Source organism: Methanosarcina mangrovi, from assembly GCF_052057765.1.
Taxonomy (GTDB): Archaea; Halobacteriota; Methanosarcinia; order Methanosarcinales; family Methanosarcinaceae; genus Methanosarcina.
In genome coordinates, this window is record NZ_CP195120.1 from 945,529 (window position 1) to 959,531 (window position 14,003).

The 14,003-nt window shown below is 41.6% G+C and carries 9 protein-coding genes; 2 read left to right on the plus strand and 7 right to left on the minus strand.

The features are described from left to right. Positions 1 to 103: 103 nt before the first annotated feature. Positions 104 to 3,214, minus strand: coding sequence for a HEAT repeat domain-containing protein (locus ACSAZL_RS04520; RefSeq protein WP_440947539.1), 3,111 nt, complete (start codon positions 3,212 to 3,214; stop codon positions 104 to 106). Further along, positions 3,165 to 3,404: a hypothetical protein gene (locus ACSAZL_RS04525; RefSeq protein ID WP_440947540.1), complete on the minus strand. Its 240-nt coding sequence runs from the start codon at positions 3,402 to 3,404 to the stop codon at positions 3,165 to 3,167. Before ACSAZL_RS04525 ends, ACSAZL_RS04520 begins: the two co-directional genes overlap by 50 nt. Positions 3,405 to 3,828: 424 nt before the next feature. On the opposite strand from ACSAZL_RS04525, the gene ACSAZL_RS04530 reads away from it, so the two are divergent. Further along, on the plus strand, positions 3,829 to 5,814 hold the full coding sequence (locus ACSAZL_RS04530; protein ID WP_440947541.1) for a cation:proton antiporter domain-containing protein: 1,986 nt from the start codon (positions 3,829 to 3,831) through the stop codon (positions 5,812 to 5,814). A 321-nt stretch (positions 5,815 to 6,135) separates the two neighbouring features. Here the strand turns inward: ACSAZL_RS04530 and ACSAZL_RS04535 are convergent, their stop codons facing one another. Together ACSAZL_RS04535 and ACSAZL_RS04540 are read right to left on the minus strand one after the other, a co-directional pair. Beyond that, on the minus strand, positions 6,136 to 6,378 hold the full coding sequence (locus ACSAZL_RS04535) for a DUF2795 domain-containing protein (protein WP_440947542.1): 243 nt from the start codon (positions 6,376 to 6,378) through the stop codon (positions 6,136 to 6,138). Positions 6,379 to 6,803: 425 nt separating this feature from the next. Continuing rightward, positions 6,804 to 7,043 (minus strand): DUF2795 domain-containing protein, encoded by a 240-nt coding sequence (locus ACSAZL_RS04540; RefSeq protein WP_440947543.1) that lies wholly within the window; start codon positions 7,041 to 7,043, stop codon positions 6,804 to 6,806. 695 nt (positions 7,044 to 7,738) lie between these two features. On the opposite strand from ACSAZL_RS04540, the gene hacA reads away from it, so the two are divergent. Further along, on the plus strand, positions 7,739 to 9,013 hold the full coding sequence (hacA, locus tag ACSAZL_RS04545) for a homoaconitase large subunit (protein WP_440947544.1): 1,275 nt from the start codon (positions 7,739 to 7,741) through the stop codon (positions 9,011 to 9,013). Between the two features lie 609 nt (positions 9,014 to 9,622). On the opposite strand, the gene ACSAZL_RS04550 is transcribed toward hacA, so the two are convergent. The 3 genes from ACSAZL_RS04550 to ACSAZL_RS04560 all read right to left on the minus strand — a co-directional run bounded on the left by ACSAZL_RS04550 (position 9,623) and on the right by ACSAZL_RS04560 (position 13,977). Beyond that, positions 9,623 to 10,501 carry a hypothetical protein gene (locus ACSAZL_RS04550; protein ID WP_440947545.1) on the minus strand — a complete coding sequence of 293 codons (879 nt, stop codon included), beginning with the start codon at positions 10,499 to 10,501 and terminating at the stop codon, positions 9,623 to 9,625. An 84-nt stretch (positions 10,502 to 10,585) separates the two neighbouring features. Beyond that, the gene (gene flaJ / locus ACSAZL_RS04555) at positions 10,586 to 12,145 is read right to left on the minus strand and encodes an archaellar assembly protein FlaJ (protein WP_440947546.1); all 1,560 of its coding nucleotides are present in this window, start codon (positions 12,143 to 12,145) and stop codon (positions 10,586 to 10,588) included. Then, positions 12,142 to 13,977: a type II/IV secretion system ATPase subunit gene (locus ACSAZL_RS04560; RefSeq protein WP_440947547.1), complete on the minus strand. Its 1,836-nt coding sequence runs from the start codon at positions 13,975 to 13,977 to the stop codon at positions 12,142 to 12,144. Before ACSAZL_RS04560 ends, flaJ begins: the two co-directional genes overlap by 4 nt. Positions 13,978 to 14,003 lie beyond the last annotated feature (26 nt).

The following is a 14,003-nucleotide window of genomic DNA, read 5'->3' on the forward strand; positions in this document are numbered from 1 at the left end:
GTCGGGAAAAGGGAAGGTGAGAGAAAAGAGAGAAAGGGGTAGGGGTGGAAGGGTGTTATTGAAAACAGCAAGAGAAAGAAGAGGTATTTACGTAAATTGGATCTTACTGTTGATATAATTGTATAAAAGAAATTATTAAGCCAATTATTGAAGTAATTTCTGAAAATGTCTGCATAAACTTATCTGGGCCTGATTGTTCTAATTCTCTCCGTAAACTAGTAATTTTAGTGTCTATCTCATCAGGAAGTTTATCAACCTGAACTTCAATATCCTTCAAACGTTCTATCAGATCATTTTTTAACTCTTTTAATGTCCCGGTCTGAGTAGAATTCAATTTGTCTATAGAAATCGTATTAAGACGCACCATTTCACTTAGTTTTTCCAGTTCTTTTTTCATTTCAGGAAGTTTTGAGATGACATCATTATACGAACTCAATCTAGGTTTGAAAATACCAAATTTTATATTCTCCAGTTTTTGATCTATTATGTCTAACTTAGCATTAGTGCTCATGGTATTGTCTTTAATGCCTATTGTATTATCGTAGATAAGATTCAACTTATTATCCATTCCCTCTTCAAGTCTGTTTAACTTAGCCATCATATCCAGTTGAGAGGAGAATTTACTTAAGATTTTATCCAGAAGAGGGATTTTATCTTCAATTGATGGTTCTGCATACATCATTTCAAGCAATTCGCATGTTTCACCTTTCTGGCCTTCAGGCAACTTGGAACAAATGGCCTTCAATGTGTTTTGCATATAATTTACTTGTTTTCTAAATCCTACTGGATCTCTAACCTTTAAAAGAGACTGACTATTTTGACTTAATTCATCGCCTAATTCTTCAAATTGAGTTCCTTTTGTCTGCTCATGAATTAGTTCAGTTCTCTTTTGAATTTCTTCGAGAAGCTCTTTTAGATTTCGACCGAAGATAGGTAGTCCTTTTTTCAGAACGCCTGTAGCATACGGTGCCGCCTCCTCAGAATCTATCATTAGTTCAGCTGCACGATCACAGTATTGCCTATAAAAATTGAGCTCATCTTTTTTCGCCTCTAAGTTCAGATTTCCCAGATTCTGGACCTCTTTTAATGCATTTGCAAGGTTTTCTACGGCTTCAATGAGTAGTTCTTTACTTTTTGAGCCTTTTATGGCATTTTTCGCTTCATTTAGGCATTTGTTTACTTCTTTAGCTTCCTGTTTTTTGAAAACTATTGTATGGAATGAACGGTAGAAAGGAAGGCAAAATTGGGATGGGTTAAAAAAAATCACTATATGGTCTGGTTCCTCTACTGCTTTCGCAAAAAATGAAATTGCCTTTTCCAATTCATTTTTGTAATCTTCTTCTGTTATAGCTTGAGATGCTTGGAATATAGAAACTTTTCCAAGAGAGTGATTTGCATGTATTCTCACAGGACTTTTTTGATCCGATGTGAGTCTAATCAAATCTTCCAATACTCGTTGTTTATTCGGTATATTAGAAAAAGCAGAACCAAGGGTAAAGGCGGCCCTACGCCTAACATTCATATCTTGATCCAATGTAAGTCTATGTAAGTCTTCCCACACCTTTAGTTTATCCAACTCTTGAGAAAAAGCAGAACCAAGAGCATAGGCGGTTTCACTCCTAACATCCTTATCTATATCATATGTAAGTCTATGTAAGTTCTCCCATGCTTGTTGTTTATTCGTTATGTAAGAAAAAGCAGAACCAAGAGTGTGGGCTACTCCACTCCTAACATCCTTATCTATATCATATGTAAGTCTATGTAAGTCCTCCCATGCTTGTTGTTTATTTGGTATGCAAGAAAAAGCAGGACCAAGAGCATAGGCAGTTTCACTCCTAACATCCTTATCTATATCATATGTAAGTCCGTGTAAGTCTTCCCATGCTTGTTGTTTATTAGGCATGTATAAAAAAGCAGAACCAAGGACAGAGACTGCCCTACGCCTAACACCCCTATCTTGATCCTTTGTACGTCTAATTAATTCGTCCCATACTTTTTGTTTATCTGGAACATGAGAAAAAGCAGAATTAAGGGTAGAGATGGCCCTATACCTAACATCCTTATTTTGATCCAATGTAAGTCTAATTAAGTCGTCACATGCCTTTTGTTTATCCGGCACGCAAGAAAAGGAAGTACCAAGGGCGTAGGCAGCCCCACGCCTAACAGTTTCACTTAGATCATATGTAAGTTTATGTAAGTCTTCCCATGCCTTTTGCTTATTTGGTACGTGAAAAAAAGCAGAACCAAAGGCATAGGCTGCTCCACGTCTAACAGTCTCATATTGATCAGATGTTAGTCTATGTAAATCTTCCCATACTTGTTTGCTATCCGGTATATTAGGAAAAGCAGATCCAAGAGCATGGGCTGCCCCACCCCTTATACCTATGTCTTTATTCATTGTAAGTCTATGTAAGTCCTCCCATGCCTTTTGTTTATCTGGTACTTGAGAAAAAGCAGAACCAAGGGCATAGGCAGCTTCACTTCTAACATCTTTATCTCGATCAGATGTAAATCTAATTAAGTCATCCCATACTTTTTGTTTGTCCGGTACGTGAGAAAAAGCAGAAAGAAGGACATAGACGGCTTGAAGTCTTACACTATCTTCTTGCTCCCTTGTGAGTCTAATTAAATCTTCCCATGCTTTTTGTTTATCCGGTATATGAGAAAAAGCATACTCAAGAGCAGAAACAGCCCCAAGCCTAACATTCACATCTTGATCCACTGTAAGTCTAATTAAGTCATTCCATGCTTTTTGTTTATCCGGTACATTAGAACAAGAAGAATCAAGAACAGAAACGACTTGAAGTCTAACATTCACGACTTGATCCGATGTAAGCTTTATTAAGTCATCCCACACCTTTTGTTTATCTGATACATGAGAATAAACAGAACCAAGAGTAAAGACAACCCTATGCCTAACTTCCCATTCTTTATCTGCTGCAAGTTTAATTAAGTCATCCCATACCTTTTGTTTATCTGGTACGTGAGAATATGTGGAATCAAGGATATAGATTACTAAAAGTCTAAAACTCACATCTTTATCTGTCGAAAGTCTAATTAAGTCATTCCACGCCTTTTGTTTATCTGGTACGTAAGAAAAGGAAGAATCAAGAGCAGAGACAACCTGAGACCTAATATTTTTGTGTTGATCAGAAGATGTAAGTCTATAAGTCTTCCCATGCTTTTTGTTTCTCTGGAACTTCAGAATAAGCAAAACCTAAAGCATGGGTGGTCTCACTCCTAACTTCCCATTCTTTATTTACTGTAAGTCTAATTAAGTCATCCCATGCTTTTTGTTTATCAGGAAGTAACGAATAATTATCCTCTAACTGCTTTAACCCCTCAATACATTCTTTTGGCTCATCGCTAAGACATTGTTGGTGAATCTTATCTTGGTCTATCAATTGCCCAACACCAGAAATTTATATAAATATTAATACTTAAAACGGTTTTGTTTAAAGTTTTTTTGATTCCTATTTTTTCGACTACGTTTTATTTGATTAATAAATTCAGTCTCGTCACGTCTAAGGCTTTAAAAAATTATATCCGGGTTCCTAAAAGGGAGGAAATGAAATAAAAAGATATAGGGGCTAGGAAAATGGACAGGGAAAGAAGAATATGTATAAAGAACATAAGGGCTTTTTAGATTAATTCTCACATTAACGCAAAATAACCATAATGAAGTAGTAGTGGATCACTTCAGAAGCACAATTTTTGTATCTCCTGTATTATTAATTCAGCCCTGTTCTTTAAAAACTTGCCATAATTGTCCACTTTTCAGTGGCTGTTGGAATAATTCTTATACTATTTATTATTTTTACTTATCTAATGACATCAAATCTCCTGACCGACCTGCTGATTATTTTTGGCCTTTCTATTCCTGTAGTTTATATTTTTTTCAGGTTGAAGATATCTCCGCTGGTGGGTTTCTTGATTGCTGGCATCCTTGCGGGGCCGTATGGGCTTGGACTGATTCAGGAGACTGAGCATATCGAGGTTATGTCAGAAATTGGGGTCATCTTACTGCTCTTTACTATAGGAATAGAATTTTCCCTGCGCGAGCTCCTGAAAATAAAGCGGATCGTACTCCTGGGAGGAGGGCTGCAGATGTCTATTACGACTGTTGTTGTTTCTTTTCTCTTGTGGCGGCTGGGCTATTTTCCCGAAACTGCCGTTTTCATGGGGCTTATCGTGGCGCTCAGCAGTACGGCTATTGTCCTTAAATTACTGCAGGAGAAGGGAGAGATTTACAGCGCTCACGGGAGGATCGCACTCGGGATACTTATCTTCCAGGACATAGCTGCGGTTTTGATAATTATCCTTGCTCCGCTGCTTGCGGGAGAGGCTGCGGTCGGAAGCGATCTCCTTGAGCTTTTATTCAGGGGAATAGGGCTTGTTCTGCTCACGCTTGTAAGTGCGCGTTACGTGGTCCCTTTTGTCTTATTCCATGTGGCAAAAACACGCAACAATGAGCTTTTCCTGCTGAGCATAGTAGTAATAGGGCTTGCTGTTGCCTGGATTACTTCCGTAGCCGGGCTTTCCCCTGCACTCGGGGCTTTTCTGGCAGGGCTTATTATCTCCGAGTCCGAGTATGCTGCCCAGGCGCTCGGGACGGTTATTCCTTTCAAGGACATGTTCATGAGCATCTTTTTTATTTCCACAGGGATGATGCTGAACCTTGCCCAGATGTCAACGCACCTGTCCCTGATTCTTACGGCTACGGTCCTGGTTCTTGTCCTGAAAACCGCGGTAAATGCCTTGACCACTTTTTTCATAGGTTTTCCCCTGCATACCATGCTCCTGGTTGGTTTTTCCCTGGCCCAGGTCGGAGAATTTTCTCTGGTCACTGCGCAGGTGGGTTTCGAAAACGGAATATTTTCCGAGGCAATCTACCAGGAGTTCCTTGCCGTTACCGTGCTTTCGATGGTGTTAACTCCTTTTATCACGGATCTGGGATATTATTCTGCAGTTTCCAGCCAGCAACTTTCCCTTCCCGGAATTTTGACAACTAACCGATACAGTTTGCAGGATGAAGGACAGGAAAAAAAGCTTGAGAACCACCTGATTGTAATAGGTTACGGAGTCAGCGGAAGAAATGTAGGAATTGCCGCACAAAAGGCTTCTATCCCATATATGGTAATCGAGATCAATCCGGAGACTGTCCGGCAGGAAAAACTGAAGGGAATAGACATTATCTATGGGGACGCCGCACAAAAAGCCGTGCTTGAACACGCAGGAATCAAAAATGCCAGATCAATTGTAATAACTGCAGGCAATCCTGTAAGTACCTGGCAAATCATTGAAACAGTTAAAAGACTGAATCCTGACATTCATATTATCGCAAGGACTCACTTTCTGGACACAATTGACAGTTTTTATGCTCTCGGAGCTGATGAGGTTATTTCGGATGAATTTGAGTGTTCCATAGAGCTTTTCTCCAGGGTCCTGAACAAGTACATGGTTCCGGTTAAAGAGATTGAAACCATGAACACTCAACTTCGGGCTGATCATTATAGGATGCTTCGCGGGCCTGAAATACAGAGGAAAAATGTTTCCGGGCTGTCTCTTGACTTTTCCGATGTGGAGATCAAAAGTGTAAGAGTTGAAAAACATTCCGAAGCTGCGGGAAAAACTCTTGGATATATTGATCTCCGAAAAAAGTACGGAGTTACCGTTCTTGCAATTTCCAGAAATCACAGGCTTATGTACGATCTGAGGGCTGAGACAGAACTTAGTCCTGACGATATCCTGCTCGTAATCAGTCCTCCGGAACAACTTGAGGAAATTAGGGAACTTTTTGAAAATGGTGCATGACAATACCTTTTTCCTTATTAAAAGCGCTTTCAAGGAAAATGGCTTCAAAAGTTTCACTCCTGGGTCAAGAGTCTGTGAGAGAGGAAGAAAAGGAAGCAGGGATCAAGAAATAGGAAGGGGGAGAGCAGAAGTACGAAAATGGGGGGTGGAAGATGTTTTTAGATTATTGATTCGGTAAGGGAAAATATCTTTTTTCCAGGCCCCATAGGGTACGTTAAAAAGCAATAGAAAAGGACTTCTTTGATTTTAGGTTACAGTAATTCCCAAGGTGAAAACTTGAAGCTATTTTTTAACCATTCCTGAAAAAATGAAAAAAATAAATTACGCTTTTTCGGAGGGGGGTCCCAAGTAAATGATATGAAGTTCCTCGGCGACATCCTCAGCGCTGTTGTATTGCCTGTCCGGAAGCATGCCAAATCCCCGCATTATGTCCGGGATTGCTCCGCTCTTCCTTGCTTGCTCAATAATGTCGTTCCTGTTTATAGGATAGGCTATGTTGTTTAATATCTCCTGAGTTTCCATAGGAAGTTCTGTAATAAATTTGCTTTTACTCTCAGTCCCCATGATATTCCCCCTTTACTTTTGTTCAGGCTCCTTTAAGTTTCCTTTTTTACAGGAAAAATCGATACTTGTTAAAGCTTTTTGAAGGAAGCCGAACTTTTCTGTTAGCATAGATATCAATGATGATTTACTATTTAACCATTAACATGTTCTTTTCAAAATATGACAAAAATTAACACTTTTTATTAATTTTGTACCGGCATTTCGAGGAGGTAGAAAAGGAAAAAAGGAGGGGGGGGTCGAGAAAAGGGAAGGGAAGAAAGGGGATAAATTGGACTAAGGTCGGAAGGTTTGTGAGCTCCTTTTTGACCGTCTTGATGTGAGAAATATCGTTTTATAGTTTTTCCAGGCTTCGCAGGGTACGTTTAAAAAAGAAATAGAAAAGGATTGAATCGATTATCGGTTCCTGAAAAAATGAAAAAAATTAGTTATGCTTGGGCGGGGACCCCCATGTAAATTATGTGAAGCTCCTCGGCGACATCCTCAGCGCTGTTGTATTGCCTGTCCGAAAGCATGCCAAATCCCCGCATTATGTCCGGGATTGCTCCGCTTTTCCTTGCTTGCCCGATAATGTCATTCCTGTTTACAGGATAGGCTATATTGTTTAATATCTTCTGAGTTTCCACAGGAAGTTCTGTAATAAATCTGCTTTTACTTTCAGTTTCCATGATATTCCCCCTTTATTTTTGTTCAGTCTCCTTTAAACTCTCTGGCGACATCCGCAGCATTTGTAACTCCTTTTCCGGAGATTATTGCTATTCTGCAGAATGTCGTCCCTGGCGTTACTATCCTTCGAGCTTAACAGCATCTTCCTGCAAAGCAGGAAAATCGATACTTGTTAAAGCTTTCCGAAGGAAACTTAACTTTTTGCCAGTATGAATATTGACGATTTACTATTTAAATGTTAACATGTTATTATAGAAATATGTTAAAAATTAATACCATTTGATTACTTTGTATTAATACACAGGGGGGAGGAAAGCAAGAAAAAGAGGAAAAAAGCCACGGGATTTCAGTCCCCTGGCAGTTTACTTCATCCTAATTGGGGCTTTTTTCCTCTTTTTTAACGCTTTTTCTTAAAATCCGGCTGTGAAGTTATAAGGTTCAGCTGTCGTGTTTTTATCCTAGCTTAAAAAGCAAGGTAAATATGAATGACGTAAAGCCGTACGGGAGATAATTTTTTTAAAGATCAATTCCGTATCTTAAAAAAATACTTAAAAATCTTCGTCTCACACTTGAAACTTTTTTCTTTAAATCAAAACTTTAACTCACAAATCCATTAAGTATATATATTCCTTTATAGTGAGTTCTGAAACCTGAATTTCTTCACCATACCTATTCATTATTATTTGATTATCGAAAATTGTCATCTGATTATCGGAAAGGAGGCTTATTTCTGGGAACAATCAGTGAGAAAATCTTTTCTCGGGCAGCGGGAAAAGAGGCAAAGGCTAACGATTTTGTGCTGGCAGATGTGGACTATGCAATGGCGCATGACGGCACATCGGTGCTTGCTGTAAATGCTTTTAAGGAAATGGAGATGGAAAAGGTCTGGGACCCTTCAAGGATCGTAATCCCCTTTGACCATATCGCGCCTGCGAATAACGAGACTTCAGCAACCCTGCAAAGAGAGATCCGGGAGTGGGTAAAGGAGCAGGGGATCCCTAACTTCTATGAGGTAGGAGAAGGGATCTGCCACCAGGTCCTTCCGGAAAACGGCTTTGCTCTGCCCGGAAAGCTTGTTGTTGGGGCTGACTCGCATTCCTGCACGTACGGGGCTTTCGGGGCTTTTGCAACAGGGGTAGGAGCTACCGATATGGCTGAGATCTTTGCTTCGGGAAAACTCTGGTTTAAGGTTCCTGAAAGCTTCAGGACGACGGTTGAAGGGAGCCTTCGGAAAGGGGTCTATGCAAAGGACCTGACCCTTTACCTGATTGGAAAGACCGGCATCGCCGGGGCTACCTACAAAGCAGTTGAGTTTTACGGGCAGGCGATCGACGAACTTACGGTTGCCGGCAGGATGACGCTCTGCAATATGGCAATTGAGATGGGTGCAAAGACCGGGATCGTCCCTCCTGACGAAAAAACCTTCGAGTTCCTGAAAAACAGGGCAGCTGCGCCTTATGAACCCGTCTATGCCGACCTTGATGCTGTTTATCTGGAAGAGGTCACCTATGATGCCGGAGATATCGAACCCCAGGTTGCCTGCCCGCATCAGGTGGATAATGTAAAGCCCGTAGGGGAGGTTGAAGGCACCCACGTAGACCAGGTCTTTATCGGGACATGCACGAACGGCAGGCTTGAAGATCTCGAGGTCGCAGCAGCAGTCCTGAAAGGAAAACATGTCGCAGTCAGGACAATTGTGATTCCTGCTTCCCGTACCACCCTCCTTGCAGCAATCGAAAACGGGACCATGGATATCCTGCTGAAAGCCGGGGTAACCCTTGCAACCCCTGGTTGCGGGCCCTGTCTCGGTGCCCACCAGGGAGTGCTCGGGGAAGGAGAGGTCTGCGTTTCAACCGCAAACAGGAACTTCAAAGGCAGGATGGGAAAAGGCGGCTTTATTTACCTTGCATCCCCTGCAACAGCAGCAGCCTCTGCCCTGACCGGTGAAATAACCGACCCGAGAACAGTTTAAATCGAATCAGCTTAAATTATATCCGCTTAAATTAAATCCGTTTAAATCGAATCAGCTTAAATTATATCCGCTTAAATTAAATCCGTTTAAATCGGATCGGTTTAACCCTGGTCAATTTAAGCTGAACATTTCAAGCCTCTCCAGCTTCACAAAAACAAACTGGAATATTTTGGGCTGCCCCTGAAATCAGCATACAGTTTAAAGCCAGCGGGAATTTATACCATGAATTTCATATAACTGAACAGGAGGGAATAGCTATAACTGAAGAACTTAGCCACGATAACCTTTCCCATTTAATTGAGCACTGGATCGAACATAACGAAAGCCACATACAGAGTTTTAAGGAATGGGCTCAGAAAGCCAAAAAAGACGGTTTTCTCGAAGCCTCCGAAGATATCCTTGAGGCTGCAAGCAAGGTTGAGGAAGCAAATGAGCTCCTTAGCAAAGCAAGGGAAGGACTTTTCCATCTCCACAGCCACGAATAACTGTAATAACTAAATGTCCATAACTTTTTCTTAATTATTTATGTGCCGGGCCTGTTCCCGCCACCTTTTCTCTTTTACTTTTATTTTTTGTTTGCCTCTTCTTTATGGTTTTATTTCCATGAGTTTATTCTGCATGTCCTGCCCTATCCAGAAACGCCTTTAAATTCTTTAAATCAACAATAAGCTCCCTCGCATCTGGTTCTTCCAGATATTTCATAAAGCTTTGCTCCTCTTCAGGGTTCAGGTCATCACTGTTCAGCAGCTCTTCGATAAGTTCATTTCCAAAAAGGCTCGCTGAAAGGTTGTTTTTGTTTTCGGGCTTTCCTTTATCAGTGGAAATAGGGCTGGAATTCTCGCTGGGAACTATATTTTCATGCATTTTCCCTGCTGAGAAGGGATACACGGGTTTTATTTTTTCTTCCTTTTCCGGAAGAGTCTTATCTTCACCTTGTTTTCCGGCTCTGTTTTTCGTGTCCACTCCTTCGGTATCGTTTCTTTCGCTGTCACTTCTCATACTAATCTCTTTTTCATTGTTTCTTTTGCCTTTTATATCTCCGGATTTTTTATCATCAGATTTTTTGCCTTCACATTTTTCATCTGTAAATTTTGCATCTTCAAGTTTTTCGACTATTCCTTTGACCACTATCTCCAATCCCCCGGATTTTACCTTTGAAACTCCGGACCCTATCACATGCAAAGAATCATTTTTAACTTCAAGAGACTCGGGCCTTTTTACACTTACTTTTCTGGGAAGTGGGGGGAAAATTTCTTCCCGCCAGGGGACTTCGGATATTTCTTCAATTTTTCCCGTCTCTGATTTCTGGGCTCTCTCAATGCGGGCATCGATCTCTTTTTTTTCTTTCAACAGCTTTTTGATTTTTTTCTTAACCTCTTCTCTATTTTTTGTCAAATCCTCCACATCTTCGGTATTTACATCAGCTGTTTTCGGCTTGATTATTAAATACTTCAAGCTGTTTGCTTTCAGATCCTTTAAACTGTTCATCTCATTCCCTCCCACAAAGTTTGATTCATTCCAATTTCAATATTTTTTTCAGAAATTTTTATTTCTGCCTCAAATGAAAACATTTCATATCTGGAATGTGAATGCTCCCGATACAACCGGAGGGATAAGGATCATACAGAGTCCTGAAATTCCGGACATCAGGCCCCCATAGAAAAAGAGTTTATAATTCCCTCCTCCTTCCACGATCTTTATCACAAGTGTGTTTGAAATGGTGAGGATAATTATCACTGAGAAAGTAAACCTGTACAGCATCGGTATACTTTCGGCTACGTTGAACATGCTCATCCCCATCGCAGAAATCCCCCCCCCTCCTCCCACGGACATGTAAGACTCGCTCATCTCGGAGACAAGCCCGCTGAATTTGGAAATTATCTCCAATACAAAGATCAGAAGCCCTACCATAACAGCATGCAGGGTTATGGCAAGCCCTTTGAAGCTTGAACTGACCAGTTGCCTTTTCATCCTGAGAAGGACGATTGCCAGGCTTGATGTTGAGACCATGTTCCCGATCTCTGCGGGGTCGCCTCCGAGTTCCACCGCATCGGTAAAGATCCTTGAGCACCTGTTGATCAGTTCCGACCCTGTTTCTCCTATGAATTTTTCCCAGCAGAGTTTTGACTTAAACCCCATGGAAAGGCCGGAATGTAGCTCTTCAACTCCTGGCTTGAGGCAGCCTATGGTTTCCCTATCAAGATTTTCCATCGCGCTCCGGATAGTGATCCCTGTAGTCCCTGCAAGGTTCCCGAGGGTCTTTACAAAAGCAGGAAAACTGCTGTCCCTTTCATTGATTTTCCTGTCATCTTCCATAGCAATAACGCCTATCGGAAGTGTAAAAACGGTCACTCCGAGCAGAATAAATTTCAGTTCTGTCCCGCGCAAAATGAGGGCAATGAGGATAACCGCACCGAGAGGAAGCAGAACCCGGCTCAATAGCCTTATTTGCTCCTGTTCCTTTGATTTACGGCTGAGCGCATGTACCCTTTTTTCGGCAGGAGCTGCCTTATATATTATGTAAAGGGAAATCCCGCTTATTAAAAGAATTAGAACCTGTAGCAAAAAAACAATGGTTTCCGTATTCGCGATATTATAAATCATGACCGAAACCAGAATTATGGTTACAACAAGGGTTACGGACACCATCATGGCAGTATAACCATCGGTCCATTTTTTAAGGGATTCAACACTTCGTTCGTACTCATTGGAGTAGATCTCTTCCCTTGTGATTTTCTCCTGCTTCAGGAAATTTTTCTCCGGCTCTCCGGAAGAAAGGATATTTGCCATCCTTCCAAAAAATTTTGAAAAATAAACATCCTTTGATTTCTGAGAAATATACTTGCAGGCTTTTGCATATCCGTACCCCCATTTCGAGGCAAGGATATGAATCTGCCTGAAGTATTTTGAAGCTTCGTATTCTTTCTGGCGGCCTGCATAATCGAAGATCTTATCCCTTTCGATATCCGCAGTTGAAATCGCAGCCATGTATGTGAGCAGGAAAAGCATATCGTCATTAACTCTTTTGACAACTCTGGTGCTTTTCAGTTTTCTGGCGACGTTGAAGTAGCCTTCCACTCCCTGTTTTGCAGCATTCAGGTTTAAGTTCGGAACTGTTTGTACAAAAGTCATGATATTAGCCCCGACTCCTCAAGCTGGATCAGGGTATTGAAAAGGTCATAAAAATTGGTAATATTTGCCTGGTGGAGCTTCTGGAGTATTTTTGCCCTTCTGTCAAGCTCGGAGTAAATTTTTCTGACCTGGTTTTCAGGAATCCCCATGCGAGGGGCAATTTTATGCTCCAGCAGGTAAGAATTGTTTTTCCCGGTAAACTTGAAAGTATCCGTGGCAGGGTCCCACTTGAAGATGTCCATAAAATTAAAAGCCTGGCTCTCGGAATCGTAGCCTACGATTTCGTTTATGCTCAGAACTCTTCTCTCAAGCCCTTTTCTCGGAACGTTTACGGCACTCAGGATCATAACCACGTTCAGGTTATCCACATAATTTCTGGGAACATTTATGGGGTCTCCTGTCAGCCTCTGAATAAGTTTCTCAACCGAGGCGGCATGGAATGTGGACATTACGGGGTTTCCTGTCTGCATTGCCTGAAAAGCGATATTTCCTTCAATCCCCCGGATCTCTCCTATAATTATCTCGTTCGGGCGTTGGCGCAGGGCAGCCTTTGACAGGTCAAACATCGAGACATTCGAACCGCTTTCATCCCTTGTAGTCCTTGTAACCTCCTGGGTCCAGTTCTTATGGGGGACCTGCAGCTCCGGGATGTCTTCGATGGAGATGATCTTGGATTCTGGAGGAAGAAAAGTAGTCACTGCATTCATCATTGTGGTCTTTCCGGAGGCTGTTTCTCCTGAAACGAAACAGTTCATTCCCGCCCTGAGCATCATCCACATGTATGCAGCCATTGTGTAGTCGATTGTTCCGAACTCGACAAGTTCGAAGATCGAAATCGGGACCCCTATAAATTTCCTGATGGTAAAATTGCTCCCCCGTTTTGACACATCTTCCCCGAACACAATATTAATCCTTGAGCCGTCCGGAAGTGCAGTATCTACTATCGGGTCCCTGTAGGTTATCGGTTTTCCAACTTTTTCGGACATCTGTATGACAAAAGAATTGAGTTCTTCTATTTCCTCAAAAGAGATTGTTGTTTTAAGGGAGGAGAATACCTTATGTTCAACAAAGATCCTGCCAAGTCCGCTGCAGCTGATATCCTCTAAATTCGAGTCAAGCAGTAAAGGTTCGAGCACTCCCATCCCCACCTTGTCCCTTATCATCAGGTATTTGATTACATCGAATTCCTCAGGCGTTACGGAGATTTTCTGCAGTTTTCTCGTTCTGAAGATTTTGTCAGCTTCCTTCAGGTTCCAGAAAATTCTGGTTTTTTCGCTGTTAGTCCCTTTTCCCAGGGAATTTTTTTCCTTCCATGAAGCATTTTTCCTTCCCTTTCTTCTTCCTTCCGATGTCCCGGAATTTTTCTTTAATTCCTTTCTTACTTCGCAGGTCTTTTCAAGAGCTTTTTCAAGGAGCTTCTTTTTCTCTTCGGGGTCTTTTGTGGTAATATCTTTATCATGTATCACGTCAATGAGTAACTTTTCTACTTCCTCAAGTTTGCTGTCCAGCTTCTGGAAAAGGCAAGGCTCTATGGGAATGTAATAGTTTCTGACGTCTTCTTTATCAGGATATATGTGGACTGCAAGCCCTTTACCGGCAGGATAAATCAGGTTGGGGCGTTTGATGCTTTTCATAGCTCTCGAAATTCTCGGATAGAATTCCGGAAACCCTATTTCCTCCGTCGGGAGCCTGCAGATATAGTCAAGGATGTGATGGTTTTCTTCCCTGCTGACGAACTCCTGCATTTCTGAAGAAAGGCTGGAGTACATTTCTTCTCTGGAACGCCCTCCATTCTCCGGTGCTGGCAGCGGGTTAAAAGGCAGGGCTTCCATGTCAACTCCTCAGTCGGGTTTTTTTC

Bases quoted from the DNA above. Each gene is read 5' to 3' on its own strand.
- ACSAZL_RS04530 (WP_440947541.1), top strand. From the start codon at position 3,829: ATGACATCAAATCTCCTGACCGACCTGCTGATTATTTTTGGCCTTTCT.
- ACSAZL_RS04535 (WP_440947542.1), bottom strand. From the start codon at position 6,378: ATGGGGACTGAGAGTAAAAGCAAATTTATTACAGAACTTCCTATGGAA.
- ACSAZL_RS04540 (WP_440947543.1), bottom strand. From the start codon at position 7,043: ATGGAAACTGAAAGTAAAAGCAGATTTATTACAGAACTTCCTGTGGAA.
- ACSAZL_RS04550 (WP_440947545.1), bottom strand. From the start codon at position 10,501: ATGAACAGTTTAAAGGATCTGAAAGCAAACAGCTTGAAGTATTTAATA.
- flaJ (WP_440947546.1), bottom strand. From the start codon at position 12,145: ATGACTTTTGTACAAACAGTTCCGAACTTAAACCTGAATGCTGCAAAA.
- ACSAZL_RS04560 (WP_440947547.1), bottom strand. From the start codon at position 13,977: ATGGAAGCCCTGCCTTTTAACCCGCTGCCAGCACCGGAGAATGGAGGG.